At 38.0% G+C, this 21,149-nt stretch carries 19 protein-coding genes; 18 read left to right on the top strand and 1 reads right to left on the bottom strand.

From position 1 onward, the window contains the following. Positions 1-106: 106 nt before the first annotated feature. Positions 107-1,657 (bottom strand): T9SS response regulator signal transducer PorX, encoded by a 1,551-nt coding sequence (gene porX / locus RM541_RS04650; RefSeq protein ID WP_311499057.1) that lies wholly within the window; start codon positions 1,655-1,657, stop codon positions 107-109. Positions 1,658-1,773: 116 nt separating this feature from the next. Between porX and RM541_RS04655 the strand changes: the two genes are divergently transcribed. The 18 genes from RM541_RS04655 (at position 1,774) to hisB (ending at position 21,105) form a co-directional block, all read left to right on the top strand. Continuing rightward, a complete protein-coding gene (locus RM541_RS04655; protein WP_311499058.1) occupies positions 1,774-3,003 on the top strand; it encodes an HD domain-containing protein in 1,230 nt (409 codons plus the stop codon). Positions 3,004-3,027: 24 nt separating this feature from the next. Then, entirely contained in the window at positions 3,028-4,056 is a 1,029-nt protein-coding gene (gene lpxD / locus RM541_RS04660; protein WP_311499059.1) for a UDP-3-O-(3-hydroxymyristoyl)glucosamine N-acyltransferase, read from the top strand. Then, complete coding sequence (locus RM541_RS04665) at positions 4,049-5,449, top strand: bifunctional UDP-3-O-[3-hydroxymyristoyl] N-acetylglucosamine deacetylase/3-hydroxyacyl-ACP dehydratase (protein WP_311499060.1); 1,401 nt, start codon at positions 4,049-4,051, stop codon at positions 5,447-5,449. Before lpxD ends, RM541_RS04665 begins: the two co-directional genes overlap by 8 nt. 4 nt (positions 5,450-5,453) lie before the next feature. Then, positions 5,454-6,239 carry an acyl-ACP--UDP-N-acetylglucosamine O-acyltransferase gene (gene lpxA / locus RM541_RS04670; protein WP_311494808.1) on the top strand — a complete coding sequence of 262 codons (786 nt, stop codon included), beginning with the start codon at positions 5,454-5,456 and terminating at the stop codon, positions 6,237-6,239. A gap of 11 nt (positions 6,240-6,250) precedes the next feature. After that, positions 6,251-6,817, top strand: a complete 567-nt coding sequence (efp, locus tag RM541_RS04675) for an elongation factor P (protein ID WP_311494809.1) — start codon at positions 6,251-6,253, stop codon at positions 6,815-6,817. A gap of 410 nt (positions 6,818-7,227) precedes the next feature. After that, positions 7,228-8,160: a UDP-3-O-(3-hydroxymyristoyl)glucosamine N-acyltransferase gene (locus RM541_RS04680; protein WP_311499061.1), complete on the top strand. Its 933-nt coding sequence runs from the start codon at positions 7,228-7,230 to the stop codon at positions 8,158-8,160. 2 nt (positions 8,161-8,162) lie between these two features. Further along, entirely contained in the window at positions 8,163-8,528 is a 366-nt protein-coding gene (locus RM541_RS04685; RefSeq protein ID WP_311499062.1) for a nuclear transport factor 2 family protein, read from the top strand. A gap of 139 nt (positions 8,529-8,667) precedes the next feature. Continuing rightward, on the top strand, positions 8,668-9,039 hold the full coding sequence (locus RM541_RS04690) for a BlaI/MecI/CopY family transcriptional regulator (protein WP_311499063.1): 372 nt from the start codon (positions 8,668-8,670) through the stop codon (positions 9,037-9,039). 77 nt (positions 9,040-9,116) lie between these two features. After that, positions 9,117-10,634: a M56 family metallopeptidase gene (locus tag RM541_RS04695; protein ID WP_311499064.1), complete on the top strand. Its 1,518-nt coding sequence runs from the start codon at positions 9,117-9,119 to the stop codon at positions 10,632-10,634. Positions 10,635-10,871: 237 nt separating this feature from the next. Next, the gene (sucD, locus tag RM541_RS04700; RefSeq protein ID WP_311494812.1) at positions 10,872-11,747 is read left to right on the top strand and encodes a succinate--CoA ligase subunit alpha; all 876 of its coding nucleotides are present in this window, start codon (positions 10,872-10,874) and stop codon (positions 11,745-11,747) included. Between the two features lie 126 nt (positions 11,748-11,873). After that, on the top strand, positions 11,874-12,620 hold the full coding sequence (gene fabG, locus RM541_RS04705) for a 3-oxoacyl-[acyl-carrier-protein] reductase (RefSeq protein ID WP_311499065.1): 747 nt from the start codon (positions 11,874-11,876) through the stop codon (positions 12,618-12,620). Positions 12,621-12,746: 126 nt separating this feature from the next. Continuing rightward, positions 12,747-14,783 carry a VWA domain-containing protein gene (locus RM541_RS04710; protein ID WP_311499066.1) on the top strand — a complete coding sequence of 679 codons (2,037 nt, stop codon included), beginning with the start codon at positions 12,747-12,749 and terminating at the stop codon, positions 14,781-14,783. 13 nt (positions 14,784-14,796) lie between these two features. Then, positions 14,797-15,600, top strand: coding sequence for a 3-oxoacyl-ACP reductase FabG (gene fabG / locus RM541_RS04715; protein WP_311499067.1), 804 nt, complete (start codon positions 14,797-14,799; stop codon positions 15,598-15,600). 29 nt (positions 15,601-15,629) lie between these two features. Next, complete coding sequence (locus tag RM541_RS04720) at positions 15,630-16,445, top strand: prohibitin family protein (protein ID WP_311499068.1); 816 nt, start codon at positions 15,630-15,632, stop codon at positions 16,443-16,445. 256 nt (positions 16,446-16,701) lie between these two features. Continuing rightward, complete coding sequence (hisG, locus tag RM541_RS04725) at positions 16,702-17,565, top strand: ATP phosphoribosyltransferase (protein WP_311499069.1); 864 nt, start codon at positions 16,702-16,704, stop codon at positions 17,563-17,565. A 20-nt stretch (positions 17,566-17,585) separates the two neighbouring features. Then, positions 17,586-18,872: a histidinol dehydrogenase gene (hisD, locus tag RM541_RS04730; protein WP_311499070.1), complete on the top strand. Its 1,287-nt coding sequence runs from the start codon at positions 17,586-17,588 to the stop codon at positions 18,870-18,872. Between the two features lie 35 nt (positions 18,873-18,907). After that, positions 18,908-19,954, top strand: a complete 1,047-nt coding sequence (gene hisC / locus RM541_RS04735) for a histidinol-phosphate transaminase (RefSeq protein ID WP_311499071.1) — start codon at positions 18,908-18,910, stop codon at positions 19,952-19,954. 11 nt (positions 19,955-19,965) lie between these two features. Next, positions 19,966-21,105 carry a bifunctional histidinol-phosphatase/imidazoleglycerol-phosphate dehydratase HisB gene (gene hisB, locus RM541_RS04740; protein ID WP_311499072.1) on the top strand — a complete coding sequence of 380 codons (1,140 nt, stop codon included), beginning with the start codon at positions 19,966-19,968 and terminating at the stop codon, positions 21,103-21,105. The last annotated feature ends 44 nt before the right edge of the window (positions 21,106-21,149 follow it).

Raw genomic sequence — 21,149 nt, forward strand, 5'->3', positions numbered from 1 at the left:
AGATAGAGAAATATTTGAAATAAATTACATATTGCTGAATACCAGAATAATACAAATATTAAAAATGCACTTTACCGATAAAACAACGCTTTTTATCGGTTTTTTATTATTTTGGAGATAAAACGATGTAAGGGATTATCATTTCTTCCAGCGAAACTCCGCCGTGCTGGTAGGTATTTCTGTAGTAGCTTACGTAGTGGTTAAAGTTATTAGGATAAGCAAAGAACAAATCTCCCTTGGCGAAAATAAATGAGCTGCTCATATTTAAAGTAGGAAGATGGATGCTCTTGGGATTTGTAGCTTCCAAAACTTCCTTTTTTTCATAGGTAAGACTTTTTCCTGTCTTATACCTTAAATTAAGGCTCGTCTCTTTGTCCCCAATTACTTTAGAAGGGTTTTTTACATTAATAGTTCCGTGGTCTGTAGTGATAATTAATTTAAAACCTAGCTGCTGGGCCTGCTGAATGATCTCCAATAACGGGGAATTTTTAAACCAGCTATGTGTAAGAGAGCGGTAAGATTTGTCATTAGATGCTAATTCTTTGATCACTTCCATCTCGGTCTTGGAATGGGATAGCATGTCTACAAAATTGTAAACTACCACTGTAAGATCATTGTTCTTTTGGGACTTAAAATTTTCTACAAGCCTTTTTCCGGCTTTTAAACTGCTTATTTTATGATATCCGCAATTGTAATCCAGCCCCAGCCTTTTCATTTGCTCCTGTAGGAAATGTTCCTCATACATGTTTTTTCCGCCTTCATCAGTATCATTTTTCCAGTACTTCGGAAATAATTTTTCCATTTCACTGGGCATAAGTCCCGAGAATATCGCGTTCCGGGCATATTGTGTGGCCGTTGGTAAAATGCTAAAGTAGGGTGATTCTTTTTCCTTCTTATAAAAAGTATTTACCACCGGCTCAAAGGCTTTCCACTGGTCGTATCTAAGGTTGTCCACTACTACAAGCAGCGTTGGTTGCTCCTTACTTAGTTCAGGAACAATTTTTCTTTTAAAAAGTGTATGCGACATTACTGGAGCTTCGGTGTCCCGATCAAACCACGAAGCGTAATTCTTATCAATAAACTTACAGAATTGATTGTTGGCTTCCTGTTTTTGAGATTCCAAAATTTCAAACATGCTACTGTCTTCAATAGTCTCCAGCTGAAGTTCCCAATAGATAAGCCGCTGATAAAGCTCTGCCCATTCTTCATAAGAATTTACCTGTGACATGTCCATCGCTATTTTCCTAAATTCCTGCTGATAATTGGATGTCGTCTTTTCAGAAATCAGCCGGGAATGGTCCAGGTTTTTCTTAATGCTCAGGAGAATCTGGTTGGGATTAACCGGCTTTATAAGATAATCTGCTATTTTAGAACCTATAGCTTCTTCCATAATATACTCTTCCTCACTTTTGGTAATCATTACTATAGGAAGGTTTTCCCGCTTCTCTTTTATTTCTGAAAGAGTTTCAAGTCCCGTGAGGCCCGGCATATTTTCATCCAGAAATACAATATCAAAACTTTCTTCTTCTATTTTCTCCAGAGCTTCGGTGCCACTTTTACATGTTCTCACTTTATAATTGCGGGATTCGAGAAAAATAATATGCGGTTTCAGTAAATCAATTTCATCATCTACCCAGAGTATTTTTATATTATTCATTTTATTTAAATTTTACAGGCCAAAACATATTTCGTGGAATACGAATGGCTTTTTGGTTGAACAGATGCCTAGTATAGGCTTCAATATGTATATTTGTTTGAATTAAAATATAAAGCTTGGCTTCACAAAACAAACTCAAAATATTAAACGATCCAATTTACGGATTTATTACCGTCCCCAGTCAGCAGATTTTTGACATTATTGAGCATCCATACTTTCAAAGACTGCGCAGAATTTCACAGATGGGGCTGTCTTACCTCGTATATCCGGGAGCTAATCACACCAGGTTTCATCATGCTTTGGGTTGCCTGCATTTAATGCAGAAAGCAGTGTATATCCTTAAATACAAAGGTGTTGAGATTTCTTCGGAAGAAGAGGAGGCTCTTTATATAGCCATCTTATTACATGATATTGGCCATGGTCCATTCTCTCATGCAATGGAACATAGTATAGTAGAAGGAGTGGATCATGAATGTATTTCCCTTCTTTTTATGGAGGAGCTTAATAAAAACTTTAACCAGGATTTAACGCTCGCTATCAAGATGTTTAAAGGAAGTTACTACCGCCGGTTTATGAATCAGTTAATTTCCAGTCAGATGGATATGGACCGGCTGGATTATCTTAAAAGAGATAGTTTTTATACCGGTGCTGCCGAAGGTAATATAAATAGTGAACGTCTTATTACGATGCTTAATGTGGTAAATGATGAACTTGTTATCGAGGAGAAAGGAATTTACTCTGTAGAAAAATTTCTGGTTGCCCGAAGGCTTATGTACTGGCAGGTCTATCTTCACAAAACCAGCCTTGTGGCAGAGCAGTTACTTATACGCGTTCTAAGGCGCGCAAAGGAATTAATAGATGAAGGAAAAACAATTAAATCCAGTACTGCTTTAAGTTATTTCCTGCATAACAAAGTGCGAAAAGAGGATTTTAATGCTGAAATTTTGGAGATCTTTTCACGTCTCGATGACTATGATATTATTAGCGCCATGAAAGAATGGCTGGATTGTGATGATTTTGTTTTGAGCAATTTGTGTCGCATGATTATTAATCGCGAGCTACTGAAGGTTAAAATTAAAAGAAAGAAACCAGATGCATTAAAGATTCAAAATCACATGGAAAAGCTTCAGGAGAAATATGATATTTCAGAAAAAGAAGCTGATTATTTCGTTTTTAGCGGAGAAATTACCAACCTTGCTTATAAAAAGGAAAATAACACGATAAACATTCTGCATAAAAATGGCAAGATCAGCGATGTCATTAAAGTTTCAGATCAACTTAATTTAAAAGCACTTTCTAAAACTGTAGTGAAATATTATATCTGTTATCCTAAGTCCAAACATTGAAGCATTTTTTTTACTTTTGCCAGAATGAAGTTTACAGCATCACAAATAGCGGAAATTCTGGAAGGTGAAGTCGTGGGGAATCCCGAGGCTGAAGTTTCAGAATTGGCAAAAATAGAAGAAGGCTCTGAGGGTTCTCTTACTTTTCTGAGTAATCCTAAATATACTTCCTATATATATAAGACAAATGCTTCCATTACTATTGTAAACAATGGATTTGAAGTAGAGCAGCCGGTGAACACCACACTTATTAAAGTAAAGGATGCCTATAAAGCATTTTCTACCCTTTTGGAATATTACAATAAGATCAAATTAAACAAAAGCGGGATTGAACAGCCAAGTTTTGTTGCAGAAAATGTTCAGTATGGTGAAGAGCTCTACCTGGGTGCTTTCTCATATATTGGTGAAAATGTAAGAATCGGGAACAATGTCAAAATTTATCCCAACGTTTATATTGGTGATAATGTGAAAATTGGAAATGACGTTACGCTCTTTGCAGGAGTAAAAATATATTCGGAAACGCTTATTGGTAACGATGTTGTTATACACGGCGGCGCAATTATAGGTGCAGATGGCTTCGGTTTTAGTCCGGATGAAGGTGGAGTATATGCAAAGGTACCTCAAATTGGCAATGTTGTTATTGAAGATAATGTAGATATTGGTGCTGCAACGACGATTGACAGAGCGACACTGGGATCTACCGTTTTAAGAAAAGGTGTGAAACTGGATAACCAGATTCAAATTGCCCACAATGTCGAAATTGGCCAAAATACGGCCATCGCTGCCCAGACAGGTATCGCAGGCTCTACCAAAATAGGTAAGAATTGCCTTATTGGTGGTCAGGTTGGAATTTCGGGACACCTCACTATTGGAGACAGGGTGAAAATCCAGGCTCAGTCTGGTGTTGGACGAAATATTCAGGATGACGAAATGCTGCAGGGTTCTCCTGCCTTAACTTATAGTAATTATAACAAATCATATATACATTTTAAGAATCTATCCAAAACTGTAGATAAACTTAACCAACTGGAAAAAAAATTAAACAATAATGGCTGAAAAAGTGTCAAAACAAAAGACCATTGAAAATGAAGTCTCGCTAAATGGCGTGGGCCTTCATACAGGGCAGGAGGTGATTTTAACTTTTAAACCCGCTCCCGAAAATACAGGCTTTGTTTTTAAGAGGGTTGATGTGGAAGGTAGTCCTGTTATTGAAGCAGATGTTACTTATGTCGTGAATACCCAAAGAGGTACAAACCTTGAAAAAAACGGAGTGAGCATTCAAACTTCAGAACATGTTTTGGCAGCCTGCGTGGGACTTGATATCGATAACCTCCTTATTGAACTAAACGCTTCAGAACCTCCTATTATGGACGGTTCGTCAAAGTTTTTTGTAGAAGCTCTGGAAAAGGCAGGAATTGTTGAGCAGGATGAAGAAAGGATTGAATACGTTGTAAATGAAATAATCTGTTATCAGGATGAGGATTCTGGGAGCGAAATCATTGTTATGCCTGCAGATGAGTACCAGGTAACTACCATGGTAGATTTTGGAACAAAAGTATTAGGCACTCAAAATGCTTCTATCTCCAGCATTAGTGAATTTAAAGATGAAATTTCTAATGCGCGGACTTTTAGTTTTTTACATGAGCTTGAAGCTTTGCTGCAGCACGGATTAATAAAAGGTGGCGATTTAAATAATGCCATTGTTTATGTAGATAAAGAGATTGGGGAAGATACACTTCAGAAGTTAAGAGAAGTCTTTAAGAGAGATAAAATTGCTGTAAAACCTAACGGAATTCTTGATAATCTTACGTTGCATTATCCAAATGAAGCAGCCAGGCACAAGTTGCTGGATGTGTTGGGAGATTTAGCACTGGTTGGGACAAAAATCCGTGGTAAAGTAATAGCCAACAAACCCGGCCATTTTGTAAATACTCAGTTCGCCAGGAAACTGGCAAAGAAGATTAAGGAGGAAAGAAGGAATAAAGTCCCTAAAATAGATCCTGACCAGAAGGCTCTTATGGATGTCAATGATATTATGAATACTTTACCACACCGGCCTCCGTTCTTGTTAGTAGATAAAATTTATGAGCTCACTGAGACCTCTGTGATTGGTATGAAGAATGTGACGATGAATGAACCATTCTTTGTAGGCCATTTCCCTGGTAAACCGGTTATGCCGGGTGTGCTTCAGGTAGAAGCCATGGCGCAAACAGGAGGGATTCTGGCATTAAAGTCCGTGCCCGATCCTGAAAATTATCTAACGTATTTTATGAAGATCGATAATGTGCGTTTTAAGCAGCAGGTTGTTCCGGGAGATACACTTATTTTTAAATTGGAACTTTTGGCGCCTATCCGTCGCGGAATTTGTCAAATGCAGGGTTATGCTTACGTAAATGGTAAAATTGCCACAGAAGCTATTCTAATGGCACAAATTGTAAAAACAAAATAATATTATGAACCAACCTTTAGCATACGTTCATCCGGGAGCTAAAATTGCCAAAAACGTGGTCATAGAACCTTTTACAACTATCCACAATAATGTTGTAATTGGGGAGGGAACCTGGATCGGTTCGAATGTAACTATAATGGAAGGTGCCCGAATCGGGAAGAACTGCAATATCTTTCCCGGGGCTGTTATTTCGGCAATTCCGCAGGATAAAAAGTTTAATGATGAAGATACGGTGACCGAGATTGGTGATCACACTACCATAAGAGAGTGTGTAACCATTAACAGGGGTACTTCTGACAGGATGAAGACTGTAATCGGTAAAAATTGCTGGATTATGGCTTATTGCCACATTGCGCACGATTGTATTGTGGGTGATAATTGCATTTTTTCGAACAACAGTACGCTCGCAGGCCACATTAACGTGGGTGAATATGTTATCCTGGCAGGAATGACTGCAATTCAGCAGTTTTGCAGTATTGGTAATCACGCTTTTGTTACCGGCGGATCGCTGGTGAGAAAAGATGTGCCACCTTTTGTAAAAGCAGGAAGGGAACCTTTAGCTTTTGTCGGCATCAATTCTATCGGATTAAGAAGAAGAGGTTTTACTACAGAAAAAATCAGAGAAGTTCAGGATATATATAGAATTCTCTACCAGAAGAATTACAACAACACCCAGGCAGTCGCTATAATTGAAGCAGAAATGCAGGCAAGCGCAGAGCGGGATGAAATATTAGAATTTATTAAAAACTCGCAACGAGGTATCATGAAAGGATACTTCAGTTCTAACTAATTATAAAAATAATGGCAAGTACTAGTGATATCAGAAAGGGATTGTGCATTCGATATAATCATGATATTTTTAAAATAATAGAATTTTTGCATGTGAAACCGGGTAAAGGTCCTGCTTTTGTTCGTACAAAATTAAAAAGCGTCACCACCGGTAAAGTAATAGATAATACTTTTTCTGCAGGACATAAGATTGAAGATGTTAGGGTGGAAACTCACAAATATCAATTTCTTTATCAGGATGGGGAGTTCTATCATTTTATGCATGTAGAGGATTATACCCAAATTAGGTTAACAGAGAATGCACTCGATATGCCGCAGCTTTTAAAAGAAGGCGAAGTGCTTACTGTTCTCATTAACACTGAAGATAACGCGCCGCTCTCTACAGAGATGCCTGCAAGTGTTGTTTTGGAAGTTACTCACACAGAACCTGGTCTTAAAGGTAACACTGCCACAAACGCCACGAAACCTGCCACTTTAGAAACCGGGGCTGAGGTGAACGTTCCTTTATTTATAAATGAAGGGGATAAAGTTAAAGTAGAAACAGAAAAAGGCACCTATAAAGAGCGTATGAAGGAGTAGCTTTTTTCTTGGAAAGTGAAGAGTGAGAAGTGAAGAGTGAAAAAAATGAAAAATTTTAGAGGTCATTAGGTAACTACATATGTTAATTTGACTCAACCTGACTGTTTTTCAGTATTTTAAAATGAGCTCATTGTCTGTTCGAGCGCAGTCGAGAACTTTTCAACTAAAAAGCATAGGTTTCGACTCCGCTCAACCTGACAAACGCCTTATAAACTATATTTACGATATGAATATAATTACTGACCTCTAAAAATTTTTAATTTAAAGTTTTAAATTTTAATTCTGCGCTTATCTGCGTAATCTGCGGGAAAAAAGAGGAGAGTGGAGAGGTAGGTAGGATGTAAAATTTAAAATTCAGAATGTAATATAATTGTAGTCTAAAGTCTATCGTCTAACATCTATGTCTTAGAATGAAATTTCAGCAAAAACATACGCTTAAGCAAATCGCCACAATTCTTTCCTGTAACTATGTGGGAGATGAAGATTTTACGGTTGAAGGTATGAACGAAATTCACGTCGTAACGCCGGGTGATATTGTTTTTGTAGATCATCCAAAATACTACGACAAAGCATTAAAATCCGCAGCGACAGTAATTCTCATTAATAAAGAAGTAGACTGTCCGGAAGGAAAGGCGTTGTTGATTTCTGACGATCCCTTCAGGGATTTTAACAAACTAACCGATTATTTCAGGCCTTTTCAAAAGTCTGAAGAAAGTATTTCTTCTTCAGCTAAAATCGGGGAGAATACTATAATCCAGCCAAATGTTTTTATAGGAAACAATGTTATAATCGGCGATAATTGTCTTATTCATGCCAACGTTAGCATATATGATAATGCAGTAATTGGTAATAATGTAACAATACATTCCGGAACTGTACTGGGAGGCGATGCATTTTACTACAAAAATCGGCCTGAAGGTTTTGATAAATTGAAATCAGGAGGTCGGGTAGTGGTAAAAGACAACGTGGATATAGGCTCGAATTGTACTATAGACAAAGGAGTGACTGGAGATACCACTATTGGTGAAGGCACAAAATTGGATAATCTTATCCAGATTGGCCATGACACCGTTATCGGTAAAAAATGTCTTATTGCGTCGCAGGTAGGAATTGCCGGCGCTGTAATTATTGAAGATGAGGTGACTGTCTGGGGACAAGTAGGCATGCGTAGCGGAATAGTAGTTAAGAAAGGCGGGGTTTTAATGGGAAAGGCCGGTATCACTAAATCTACTCAGGAAGGAAAAACCTACACCGGAAATCCTGCTATGGAAGCCAGGGCAAAATTAAAAGAGTTGGCACTTTTACGACAATTACCTAACTTAATCGCTAAATTAAAACAGTAGCTATGAGTATACGGAGAAAGGAAATAATCGAAAAATTCTATGAATGTTTTTATAAAGATTCAGATGTTGAAAAGTACCTGCATCCAGATGCAGAATTAACCTGGAATAGTAGCACGGGCTTACGATTATTGAATTTTGAGGATATCTCCGCTTTTGCTGCAGAAATGGCCCGGTCTTATGAATCTTTACGACTGGAAGTAAGGGATATACTTATGGAAAAAGATCAGGTGGTTATCAATTTCACCTACCACGTAAACACTATTGAAAATCCCGAAGAGGAAATTCCAATGGCGCATTTTATGGCTATTTGGGAAATCAGAGATAATAAATTATACAAAGGTCACCAAATTAGTCAGTTGGCTGATTAGCTTATATATAAATGGTAATTAATCCCTGTTGAAATTTTTCGACAGGGATTTTTTTATTCCCGAAAATCATTTGTTCTATGTTTGTAGAATAAATTTATTATTCTACATTTGTAGAGGTAATTCTAATTCTGTGGAACAAATGAAGCTTTCTAATTCAGAAGAACAACTTATGCAAATCCTTTGGAAGAAGGAAAAAGCCTTTATGAAAGACCTAATTACTGCTTATCCCGAACCACGACCCGCAAATACAACAGTGGCTACTTTATTGAAGCGTATGCAGGATAAGGATTTTATAGATTATGTGCAATATGGTAGATCCCGTGAATATTTTCCACTGGTTAAGAAGAAAGATTATTTTTCCAGGCAGGTAAACGGCTTGATTAAGAATTTTTTTAATGATTCCGCTTCACAATTTGCTTCTTTTTTTACTAAAGAAACCAATTTAAGTCAGGATGAACTGGAAGATTTAAGGGAGCTTATAGATGAACAAATTGAAAAGAAGAAAACATGATTATTTATCTTCTAAAATCGGCTTTTTGTCTCTTGGTGCTCTTCTTTTTCTACAAAATGTTGTTAGAAAATGAAAAAATGCATCATTTTAAGCGTTTTTACCTTCTGGGAACGCTTTTTTTATCATTTTCTATTCCTTTAATCACCATTTCATACACGGTAGAGCCAGTAGAAATTCCGTCGTACACTCAGGAAGCAGTAGTGTTTAGACAGGATGTCGAAAATGGCAATTTTCAGCAATCGGCCGGGAATGTGACAGAATTTTTCAACAAAACCTTGTGGACGATCTATATAATAGGATCTATTATTTTCGGCTATAGATTTACTCACAATTTGCTTCAGTTTAGGAATAAGATCAGGATTAATAAAAAGATAGCTTCAGCAAAACATACTACAGTATTACTTTCCAAAAAAACTGCTCCGCATTCTTTCCTGAAGTACATTTTTCTAAATAAAAAGGAATTCGAAGAAGAACGTATCGCTCCGGAAATACTGGCCCATGAGCAGGCGCATGTGCTACAGAAACATTCCTGGGATATTCTTTTTATAGAATTTTTGCAGGTGATTTTCTGGTTTAACCCGTTGTTGTTTTTGCTGAAAAGATCGATCCAGACCAACCATGAATACCTGGCAGATGAAAAGGTGATTTCAGGAAAAAATTCGGTGGTGGATTACTCAAAACTTTTACTCAACTATTCGGCAGGTACTCATCATACCAGCATGTCGAGTGCATTTAATCATTTATCAATTAAAAAACGAATAATTATGATTTCAAAACCATTTTCAGGAAAAAGATTGGTGGCAAGACTAAGTCTTCTGCTGCCCGTAATTGCAGTTTGCCTTTTATTGTTTAATAACAAAATTGTTGCAAAACCAAATTCAGTAGAAACTATAGAAACTTCTGTTTCTCAAGATTTATTTGTACCCAAGAAAACATCCTTTTTTGAGGGGCGAAAATTGCCAAATTCAGTACTTTATCAAAATGGCAAACTTATCAGGATACATTTAAAAGGTGATCAAATCTCGCTGAATGGAGAAGAAGCGACTTTAAAAAATTTTAGTGTGAAATTGAATAAATTAACTGCGGAGTGGACAGATGAAGAAATAAGAAAGGCGAAATTGAACATTCAGATTAGTAATTCCACAAATCTTAGAGAGAAACTAAATCAGAGATATCTCAAAACAAGATTTGCTGAAGTAAGAGGGGGAGATTTAATTCCTCCTGCACCACCAGCACCGCCACGTATTGAAAACTTACCTTTACCACCAGTTCCACCGTCTCCTGACGACATGATTAAAGACGAATTACGTAGAGCAGGTACCAAGGAGAGAGTTCTATTTAATGATAGCGTACGTATACAGCAGATAATGGAAAAACGCTTGGCAGTAATGCAGGAAAAGGAGAAGCGAATGCAACAACTCCAGGAGAAAATGCAGCAAAAACAGCAGGAAATTCAGCAAAAAATGCAAGATCGCCTGCAGACAACTGAAGAAATGCGGGCAACGATGGAGGAGCGGAAAAGAGAGCTTGAGCAAAGAATGGAAGAGGTGGAAAATAAAGCTGAAAATCTACGTGAATCTGTGCACCGGGATTAAATTGAAAATCATCTGCTAACGTGCAGTTACATTTCAGGAAGCCAGGAAAGATTAATATAGAAATGCTTCTTAAATGCGAACAATTTTATTCCGGATTTACTATTGATTTCCAGAATTACAGAAAATTACTGGAACCAGACAGTTTTGGTTCAACTTACCCCAATAAACTTTCTAAAAGGCTTTAAACTTTATCTTTAAAAACTTACTTTTGTTATTCCAAAAAATCAATACATATTTATGAGCGTTTTAGTAAATAAAGATTCAAAGATAATCGTGCAGGGTTTTACCGGAAGTGAAGGTACTTTCCATGCAGAGCAAATGATAGAATACGGAACTAATGTGGTGGGTGGTGTAACTCCGGGTAAAGGAGGTAGCAAACACCTGGACAGACCTGTTTTTAACACAGTTTCTGAAGCTGTTGAAAAAGTAGGGGCAGATGTCTCTATCATCTTTGTACCGCCGGCCTTTGCTGCAGATGCCATCATGGAATCAGCAGATGCAGGGATAAAAGTAATTATTACTATTACTGAAGGTATTCCGGTTGCCGATATGGTAAAAGCTTCAGAATATATTAAACATAAAGATTGTCGCCTTATCGGTCCTAACTGTCCTGGTGTTATCACTCCGGGAGAAGCAAAAGTGGGAATTATGCCCGGTTTTGTATTCAAAAAAGGAAAAGTAGGAATCGTTTCAAAATCTGGAACGCTTACTTATGAAGCAGCAGATCAGGTTGTAAAACAAGGTCTTGGAATTACTACAGCAATTGGTATTGGTGGGGACCCTATTATCGGAACTACTACAAAAGAAGCTGTGGAGTTACTGATGAACGACGACGAAACAGAATGTATCGTGATGATTGGTGAAATTGGTGGACAGCTGGAAGCCGATGCAGCTAAATGGATTAAAGAAAACGGAAACAGAAAGCCTGTTATAGGATTTATAGCTGGTGAAACTGCACCTGCCGGAAGAACAATGGGCCACGCCGGAGCTATTGTTGGAGGTAGCGAAGATACTGCACAAGCTAAAAAAGCTATTTTAAAGGAGAACGGAATTCATGTTGTGGATTCTCCCGCTGAAATTGGTAAAAAAGTTGCCGAAGTTTTGAACGGCTAAACTGCTATAAAATTAGTTGAATCCTCCTGAGATTGTCTAAACTGGCAAATTTCGGGGGGATTTTTCATTTCTTAGCCTTTTGGTTTTGCTATATTTGAGCTACAATACAATCTAAGCAATCAATTTATGAAATTACTAGAAGGAAAAAATACCATCATAACAGGTGGGAGCCGCGGAATTGGCAGAGGAATAGCAAAAGTTTTTGCAGAACACGGCGCTAACGTTGCTTTTACTTATGCCTCTTCAGCACGAGCCGCCGAAGAGCTTGAAAAGGAATTATCCGGAATGGGAATAAAAGCAAAAGGATACAAATCCAATGCTGCCAGTTTTGAAGAAGCACAGGAGTTAATAAAAAGCGTTGCTGAAGATTTTGGAGCCATAGACGTGCTTGTGAACAATGCCGGTATTACCAAAGATAATTTGCTTATGCGTATGAGCGAGGAAGATTTTGATCAGGTGATTGAGGTTAACCTAAAGTCAATCTTCAATATGACCAAAGCCATACAGCGTACCATGCTTAAGCAGAGAAGCGGGAGCATTATTAATATGAGTTCTGTAGTAGGAGTGAAAGGAAATGCAGGACAGGCTAATTATGCAGCTTCCAAAGCAGGAATTATCGGATTTTCTAAATCTATGGCTCTGGAATTAGGATCCAGAAATATTCGTACAAATATAATCGCTCCAGGTTTTATTGAGACTGAAATGACGGAAAAACTGGATGAGAAAACTGTAGAAGGCTGGAGGGATTCTATTCCGTTAAAAAGAGGTGGTACGCCTGAAGATATCGCCAATGCTTGTGTTTTTCTAGGGAGTGACCTCAGTACTTATGTGACTGGTCAGGTTCTGCATGTAAACGGTGGAATGCTAACTTAGGAAGTTAGAAATTAGAAGTGGGAAGTACGAAGTACAAAATGGCAAGAATTACAAATCTTCACACCTCATTCTCCTAACTACGTTCGTACCTCTTCCTTCTGCCTTTTATACTCATATTCACCTCCAATGGAAATAAGCATTATTTTATTTATAGCCCTGGCTGCGATCTTCGCGCTGGGGTTTGCTTTTTTTCAATATCTTTTTAAAAGTAAAAGAAGAACCCGGAATGTATATATTTTCTTTGCTCTCAGGTTCCTTTCGGTTTTTGTGTTGCTGATACTGCTTATCAATCCTAAAATATCATCAACCAATTACGAAATCGTAAAACCAAACCTGGTTTTAACAGTAGATGATTCTCAGTCTATTCCGCATCTGGGCCAGGCAGACACAGTTCGGAATATTATTCAAAACATAAAGCAAAATGAAGAGATCCAGGAGCGGTTTAATGTGCAGCAAGTCAGGTTTGGAGAAAAGCTTTCTTCAGGCAGCGATCTGGAATTTAATGAGCCACAAACAGACATTTCCGCAGCTTTAAATCAGGTTGATAAATTGTACCGAAAGGAAAACACGGCCGTAATATTAATTTCTGATGGCAACCAGAGTTTAGGCAGAGATTTTCAATATTTTAAAGCTCGCGATAATGTTGAAGTTTTTCCTGTTGTTGTTGGCGACACTGCGCAGTATGCAGATTTGCAATTATCGAACTTAAATGTAAATCGTTATGCTTTCCTGAATAATCGTTTTCCTGTAGAGGCTATCATTAACTACACCGGTGAAGAGAATATTTCTGCAAATTTCGTTATCCGCTCCGGAGAGAACGTACTCTATTCAGAAGAAGTAGAATTTAGTGAGGCTCAAAATTCGGCAATTATCGGCACTACGTTACCTGCTTCGCAACTTGGCGTGCTTACTTATGAAGCGGAAATTGTTCAGTTAGAAAATGAAAAAAATAAGATTAATAATGCTGAAAAATTTGCTGTAGAAGTTATAGATGAAAGGACAAATGTGCTTATTCTTTCGGCTATTGCGCATCCCGATCTTGGCGCTCTAAAAAAGTCAATCGAGTCGAATGAACAGCGGGAAGCTACAATACAATATATAGATTCTAAAAATGTAGAAATACAAGATTTTCAGTTAATTATCCTTTATCAGCCAAATAATAACTTTAAGATGGTAATCGATGAAATTCAGCAGGAAAATATTAATTATTTTCTGATTACCGGCACTAAAACCGACTGGAATTTCCTTAATTCCAATCAGGAGCAGTTTCAGAAAGATGCATCTTTCCAGGATCAGGATATTTTTCCTGTAGTAAATGAAAACTTCAGTAAATTTCAGTTTGAAGATATTGGTTTTGAAAATTTTCCTCCTTTGCAGGATGTGTTCGGGATCATAGAATTTTCAGATAATTCCTTTACCAGTCTTCTTTTTCAGCAAATTGAAGGAATAGCAACAGAGCAGCCTTTTTTGGCAATTTCAGATGGAAATTCTTCCAGGCAAGGTGTGTTATTCGGTGAGAACATCTGGAAATGGCGTTCACAGTCATACCTCGAAAATGGCAATTTTCGGCAATTTGATGATTTTTTAGGAAAGATAATTCAGAATTTATCTTCTAAGAAAAGGAGGGATCGCTTAACCGTGGATTATGAATCTTTTTACTACGGAAATTCGGCTATTTCTGTTTCCGCACAATATTTTGATGAAAATTATCAATTTGATCCACGTGCTAATATAACAATTCAGCTAACCCATCAGGAAACTGGAGAAAATATCGAAGCTCCGCTACTGCTTCGCAACAATCTATACGAAGTTGATTTGGGGAATTTGGAAGCGGGAGAATATTCTTTTAAAGTGCAACCTGAAAATTCAACAATATCGGAAAACGGCAGCTTTACAATTATAGATTTTAATGTAGAGCAGCAATTCATTTCTGCAGATGTAGGAAAGCTTCAATTTTTAGCTGAAAACAATGAGGCAACGCTGTATTTTACGGATTTGACACAGAATTTAATTTCTGATCTCCTGCAAGATAAACGTTATCTTCCTGTACAGAAAAGCCGCGAAAAAACAGTACCTTTGATCGATTGGTACTTCCTTTTGTTTCTGCTTGTTCTACTGCTCGCAGCGGAATGGTTTTACAGGAAGTACACCGGATTGATCTAAAATTATCTTCGCTATGGAAAAAAGCTTAAAAAATCAGGTTGCATTGGTTACCGGAGCCAGCTCCGGACTTGGAAAAAGTGTCGCTATTTATCTTGCCAGGGCAGGAGCGAAAGTTGCAGTGAATTATCATAGCGACGAAGAGGGCGCAAATGATACTGTAGATACTGTTAAAAAGGAAGGTGGCGAAGCTTTTGCCGTGCAGGCAGATGTGGGCGACGAGCATGCTGTGGAAGAAATGTTCGAAAAAGTATTTAATACTTATGATAATCTCGATATTTTGGTAAGCAATGCCGGTATTCAAAAAGATGCACCTCTTGATGAGATGACTCTAAAAGATTGGGAACTTGTGATAAGGACTAATCTTACCGGTGCATTTTTATGTTCCCGTCTTGCGGTGCGATATTTTCTAAAACGTGGTGTGGTTGATGGCATCAGTAGATCTGCCGGGAAAATAATATTTATGAGTTCTGTTCACCAGGAAATTCCGTGGGCAGGCCATATTAACTATGCTGCAGCCAAAGGCGGACTAACAGAATTTATGCGGACTCTTTCCCAGGAAGTGGCAAATAAACAGATACGTGTGAACAGTGTCGCGCCCGGAGCTATAAAAACTTCTATTAATGAAGACGTCTGGAAGGATGAAAAACAGGTAAAAGAACTGTTAAAACTTATTCCCTACAATAGATTGGGAGAACCCGAAGATGTTTCTGAAGTTGTGCTTTGGCTAGCTTCAGATAAATCTGAATATGTAAATGGCACCACCATTTTTGTGGATGGCGGTATGTCACTTTATCCCGGTTTTATCGGGAATGGTTAAACACAAAAACAAATAAATTAAATACAAGAATGGAAAGATTACCAAAAATTGCAATTCCGGCATTTATTGTTGCCGTATTTCTAATTATCCTCATTGCAAAATCTGCGGTTACCGTAGATTCCGGAGAAGCCGGAGTTTTATATAAGACTTTTGGAGGCGGGGTTGTTACAGATGAACCACCTTTGAGTGAGGGTTTTCATATCGTGGCACCCTGGAATAAAGTTTTTATTTATGAAGTTCGCCAGCAATCTCTAGATGAGAAAATGCAGGTTTTGTCTTCCAACGGTCTGGAGATCAAATTAGATGCCTCAGTATGGTTCCAGCCGGAGTATGGTTCTCTGGGAAAACTTCATCAGGAAAAAGGGGAAGCTTATATCCAGCGTTTGTTGCAACCTGCAGTAAGATCTGCAGCTCGTGCCGTAGTTGGCCGTTATAATCCAGAGCAGCTTTATGCCAGCAAAAGGGAAGCAATTCAAAAGGAAATTTTTGAAGAAACCAATATTTTACTGGCCGAACAATATGTTCAGGTCAATGAAGTGTTGGTAAGAGATGTTTCTTTACCTGAAACAATTAAAGATGCAATAGAGCGTAAATTACGCCAGGAACAGGAGTCATTGGAGTATGAATTCCGTTTAACCAAAGCAGAGCAGGAAGCAGAACGGCAGCGAATTGATGCTGAAGGTAAAGCTCGTGCAAACAGGATACTTAGTGAATCTTTAACCGATAAGGTTCTACAGGAAAAAGGTATCCAGGCTACAGTTGAACTGGCTAAATCTGGTAATGCAAAAACAGTAATTATTGGTTCAGGAGAAGATGGGTTGCCGTTAATACTTGGAAATAATTAAAAAACAATTGATAAAAATTGAAAAGCTGTTTTGCTTTTTAAAAATTATAGTTAGATTTGTGACAGTTATGAAAGCAAAGCAATTACATCATCATCATGTTTACTTCTACGCTTAGGCGAGGTAAGTTTGGTATGCTGTAGTTTTCACCATATTTCAAAACCCGTTTGAGCCAATCAGACGGGTTTTTTATTTTTAATATTGTTATGTACTACTATTTAGAATTATAAAGAATTACTGAAATAGAAAAAGGAAAAAAATGAGCACAGAAAAACTTAGAATAGCAATACAAAAGTCGGGAAGACTTAATGAAGATTCCTTGAAAATATTAAAAGATGCAGGAGTTTCCATAGACAATGGAAAGGAGCAATTAAAAGCTTCAGCACGCAATTTTCCTTTGGAGGTAATGTACCTGCGAAATGGTGATATTCCGCAGTATTTAAGAGATGGAGTAGTAGATGCGGCAATTATCGGCGAAAATGTGCTTATCGAGAAAGGTCAGGATATCATTCGTGGTGAAAAACTTGGATTTTCAAAGTGTAGAGTTTCCCTGGCAGTGCCAAAATCTATGAAGTACAAAGGGCTTCAGGATCTTGACGGTAAAAAAATAGCTACTTCTTATCCAAATACGGTAAATGATTTTCTAAAGGAAAAAGGCATAACTGCAGATCTTCATATCATCAACGGTTCTGTAGAAATTGCGCCGAATATTGGACTTGCCGACGGAATTTGTGATATCGTTTCCAGCGGAAGTACGCTCTTCAAGAATAATCTGAAAGAAGTGGAAGTAATGCTGAAAAGTGAAGCCGTATTAGCGATCTCTCCGGAAATTTCTGAAGAACGAAAAGCTATTCTGGAAAAATTACAGTTTCGTTTTAAGTCTGTGCTGAATGCGCGCACTTCTAAATATATCCTGCTGAATGCTCCAAACGAAAATCTGGAAAAAATCATAAAATTGTTGCCAGGAATGAGAAGCCCTACAGTCCTTCCTTTAGCTGAAGAAGGCTGGAGTTCTATACATACTGTGATTAATGAAGAACGCTTCTGGGAAGTTATTGATGAGCTGAAGAACAACGGGGCAGAAGGTATTTTGGTTGCCCCTATCGAGAAAATGGTGCTTTAATTTTTTTGAAAAAAGAAACCATGAATAAAATTTATAATCCTGCGGCTTCAGAATGGCTGGAACTCCTAAAAAGGCCCACCAGAACTGTAAATGACATTGAAGAAACAGTAAATAAAGTTTTTGCTGAAGTTATTCAGGATGGCGATGCGGCTATAGAAAAGTACACGGAGACTTTTGATGGTTTTAAACCTGAAAATGTACGGGTTACTTCTATGGAAATTGATGATGCCCGTAACCAGGTTTCGCAGGAATTAAGAGATGCTATACACCTGGCATATGCCAATATCGAAAAATTTCATGCTGCTCAAAAAACAGAAAAAATTACTGTAGAAACTGCAGATGGTGTGCAGTGTTGGCAGGAAAAACGTCCAATTCAAAAGGTTGGTTTGTACATTCCGGGAGGTACTGCTCCTCTGTTTTCTACAATTCTTATGCTGGCAATTCCGGCGGCAATTGCAGGATGTAAAGAAATTGTGCTTTGCACTCCGCCAAATAAAGAAGGCAGTGTAAATCCTGCTATTTTGTACACCGCACATTTATGTGGAGTGACGAAAATTTTTAAGGTAGGTGGAATACAGGCGATTGCGGGAATGACATTCGGGACACAATCAATTCCAAAGGTTTACAAGATTTTTGGTCCCGGAAATCAATTTGTGACCGTGGCAAAACAATTGGCCACAAAACATAATGTAGCCATCGACATGCCGGCGGGACCTTCTGAGTTGTTGGTAGTGGCAGATGAATCGGCTAATGCTGCTTTTGTAGCTTCAGATTTATTGAGCCAGGCAGAACATGGAGCTGATAGTCAGGTGATCCTAATTTCTACTTCAGAGAAGTTTATAGATGAAGTAGAAAAAGAAATTGAAGACCAGATAAAGGTGTTGCCGAGAAAGGAAATGGCAGAAAAAGCTATAGCAAATTCGAAGCTGATATTTGTTGAAGAGAAAGAAACAGCACTCGAAATCATCAATGAATATGGTCCTGAACATTTTATTGTCTGCACGACAAATGACAATTTCTATGTCGAAAATGTGCAAAATGCGGGCTCCGTTTTTATAGGTAATTACACACCTGAAAGTGCAGGAGATTATGCTTCGGGTACCAACCATACATTGCCAACAAATGGCTATGCAAAACAGTATAGTGGCGTAAATCTGGATAGTTTTATGAAGAATATGACTTTTCAGAAGATAAGTCAGGAAGGTATAAGAAATATTGGACTTGCAATCGAATTAATGGCAGAAGCGGAAGGTTTGCAGGCGCATAAAAATGCTGTGAGTTTGAGATTAATAGATTTGAATAAATAAATTGTTACCCTTAGCGAAGTCGAAGGGTCTTTGTTATGATTAAAAATTTCAACATAAATTCTTTAGTTCGGGAGAATGTAGCGGGGCTAAAACCGTATTCTTCGGCAAGGGATGAGTACAAGAGTACAGGATCTGAAATGGTTTTTCTGGACGCCAATGAGAATCCGTTTCAGACAGATGTGAACCGGTATCCAGATCCGCAGCAGCGCAGTTTAAAGTCGGAATTGGCTAAAATAAAAGGTGTAGATACATCAAATATACTTTTAGGCAATGGAAGTGATGAAGTGCTGGATCTGCTTTTCAGAGCTTTCTGTGAACCAGCAAAGGACAATGTGATTACGTTGCCACCTACTTACGGTATGTATAAGGTTTTGGCAAATATCAATAATATCGAAAACAGGGAAATTCTGTTAACTGCAGATTTTGAGCCAAATGTCGCCAGGATTCTGGAAGCGACAGATGAGCAGACAAAAATGATCTTCCTATGTTCACCAAATAACCCCACAGGGAATTCTTTTTCGGAAGAAAATATTACTGAAATCCTTCAGGATTTTAACGGACTCGTTGTGATAGACGAAGCGTATATAGATTTTTCAGCAAAGGAAAGTTGGCTGCTTCAGCTGAAAAAATATCCGAATCTGGTGATTACTCAAACTTTATCCAAAGCTTATGGAATGGCAGGAATAAGACTTGGAACTTGTTATGCTTCCGAAGAGATTATTCAGATTTTAAATAAAATAAAGCCACCTTATAACGTAAACGAACTTACGCAGCAAAGAGCGCTGGAGAGGGTGTTGAATCAGGATAAAATAAATTCAGAAGTATCTGATATCCTTAGTGAAAGGCAACGTTTATTTAAAGAATTGGATGAAGTAAAATTTATTGAAAAAATCTATACTTCAGACGCTAATTTCATCCTTTTGAAAGTAGATAATGCAACCCGAAGATATGACGAATTAATTTCGAAAGGATTAGTAATCAGGAACAGGACGACGCAACCACTTTGTGAAAATACTCTGAGGTTTACGGTTGGCACAAAAGAAGAAAACAACAAATTAATCGAGGCTCTAAAGAGTCTTTAGCAACAATAATTATGAAAAAGGTTTTATTTATAGATCGTGATGGCACCCTGATTCATGAACCTGATGATTATCAAATTGACAGTCTGGATAAGCTCGAATTTTATCCGGAGTCGTTTTACTATCTCACGAAAATTGCCAAAGAACTGGATTACGAAATGGTAATGGTGACCAATCAGGATGGATTGGGAACAGATTCTTTTCCAGAGAGTGATTTTTGGCCGATTCAGAATTTCATTACCAAAACTTTAGCCAACGAAGGAATAAAATTTACCGATGCACTGATTGACCGCACTTTTGCTAAGGACAACGCCCATACCCGTAAACCAAATACCGGATTGCTGGAGGAAAAATATCTGAATAATCAGGAATATGACCTCAAGAATTCCTTTATGATTGGCGACAGGTTAACAGATATGGAATTCGCCCTCAATTTTGAAGGTAAAGGTATCTTTATAAACACTCATGAAGAATTAGGAGCCGAAGAAGTGAAAAATAAAAAGGAAGAGCTTGACGCCTGCATTGCTCTTAAAACAGATAGTTGGAAAGAAATTTACGAATTCCTTAAGCTCAACGATCGTACGGCAGAGATTAGCCGCAAAACCAATGAAACAGATATTTTTATAAAGCTTAACCTGGACGGCACCGGAAAATCACAAATATCGACCGGAATAGCCTTTTTTGATCATATGCTGGACCAGATTGCAAGGCACGGCCAGATGGATCTTGTGGTAAAAGTTGAAGGGGATCTGGAAGTAGATGAGCATCACACCATTGAAGACACGGCGATAGCACTTGGAGAAGTCTATAGTAAAGCATTGGGAAATAAACTGGGGATAGAACGTTATGGCTTCTGTTTACCCATGGATGACTGCCTGGCACAGGTGGCGATTGACTTTGGCGGAAGGAACTGGCTGGTATGGGAAGCGGAATTTAAACGTGAAATGGTTGGTAAAATGCCTACGGAAATGTTTTATCACTTTTTTAAATCTTTTACCGACGGAGCAAAAGCAAACCTGAATGTAAAAGCTGAAGGTACCAACGAGCATCATAAAATAGAAGCGATATTTAAAGCTTTTGCCAAAGCCATCAAAATGGCAGTAAAGCGTGATGCTGAGAAAATGATTTTACCATCGACAAAGGGAATGCTTTAAAAGATGTAAGACGTAAGACTTAAGATCTGAGATCAAAAAATGAG

The sequence above is a fragment of the Autumnicola psychrophila genome (assembly GCF_031846645.1).
Lineage (GTDB): Bacteria > Bacteroidota > Bacteroidia > Flavobacteriales > Flavobacteriaceae > Autumnicola > Autumnicola psychrophila.

Bases quoted from the DNA above. Each gene is read 5' to 3' on its own strand.
- porX (WP_311499057.1), bottom strand. From the start codon at position 1,657: ATGAATAATATAAAAATACTCTGGGTAGATGATGAAATTGATTTACTG.
- lpxD (WP_311499059.1), top strand. From the start codon at position 3,028: ATGAAGTTTACAGCATCACAAATAGCGGAAATTCTGGAAGGTGAAGTC.
- RM541_RS04665 (WP_311499060.1), top strand. From the start codon at position 4,049: ATGGCTGAAAAAGTGTCAAAACAAAAGACCATTGAAAATGAAGTCTCG.
- lpxA (WP_311494808.1), top strand. From the start codon at position 5,454: ATGAACCAACCTTTAGCATACGTTCATCCGGGAGCTAAAATTGCCAAA.
- efp (WP_311494809.1), top strand. From the start codon at position 6,251: ATGGCAAGTACTAGTGATATCAGAAAGGGATTGTGCATTCGATATAAT.
- RM541_RS04680 (WP_311499061.1), top strand. From the start codon at position 7,228: ATGAAATTTCAGCAAAAACATACGCTTAAGCAAATCGCCACAATTCTT.
- RM541_RS04685 (WP_311499062.1), top strand. From the start codon at position 8,163: ATGAGTATACGGAGAAAGGAAATAATCGAAAAATTCTATGAATGTTTT.
- RM541_RS04690 (WP_311499063.1), top strand. From the start codon at position 8,668: ATGAAGCTTTCTAATTCAGAAGAACAACTTATGCAAATCCTTTGGAAG.
- RM541_RS04695 (WP_311499064.1), top strand. From the start codon at position 9,117: ATGCATCATTTTAAGCGTTTTTACCTTCTGGGAACGCTTTTTTTATCA.
- sucD (WP_311494812.1), top strand. From the start codon at position 10,872: ATGAGCGTTTTAGTAAATAAAGATTCAAAGATAATCGTGCAGGGTTTT.
- fabG (WP_311499065.1), top strand. From the start codon at position 11,874: ATGAAATTACTAGAAGGAAAAAATACCATCATAACAGGTGGGAGCCGC.
- RM541_RS04710 (WP_311499066.1), top strand. From the start codon at position 12,747: ATGGAAATAAGCATTATTTTATTTATAGCCCTGGCTGCGATCTTCGCG.
- fabG (WP_311499067.1), top strand. From the start codon at position 14,797: ATGGAAAAAAGCTTAAAAAATCAGGTTGCATTGGTTACCGGAGCCAGC.
- RM541_RS04720 (WP_311499068.1), top strand. From the start codon at position 15,630: ATGGAAAGATTACCAAAAATTGCAATTCCGGCATTTATTGTTGCCGTA.
- hisG (WP_311499069.1), top strand. From the start codon at position 16,702: ATGAGCACAGAAAAACTTAGAATAGCAATACAAAAGTCGGGAAGACTT.
- hisD (WP_311499070.1), top strand. From the start codon at position 17,586: ATGAATAAAATTTATAATCCTGCGGCTTCAGAATGGCTGGAACTCCTA.
- hisC (WP_311499071.1), top strand. From the start codon at position 18,908: ATGATTAAAAATTTCAACATAAATTCTTTAGTTCGGGAGAATGTAGCG.
- hisB (WP_311499072.1), top strand. From the start codon at position 19,966: ATGAAAAAGGTTTTATTTATAGATCGTGATGGCACCCTGATTCATGAA.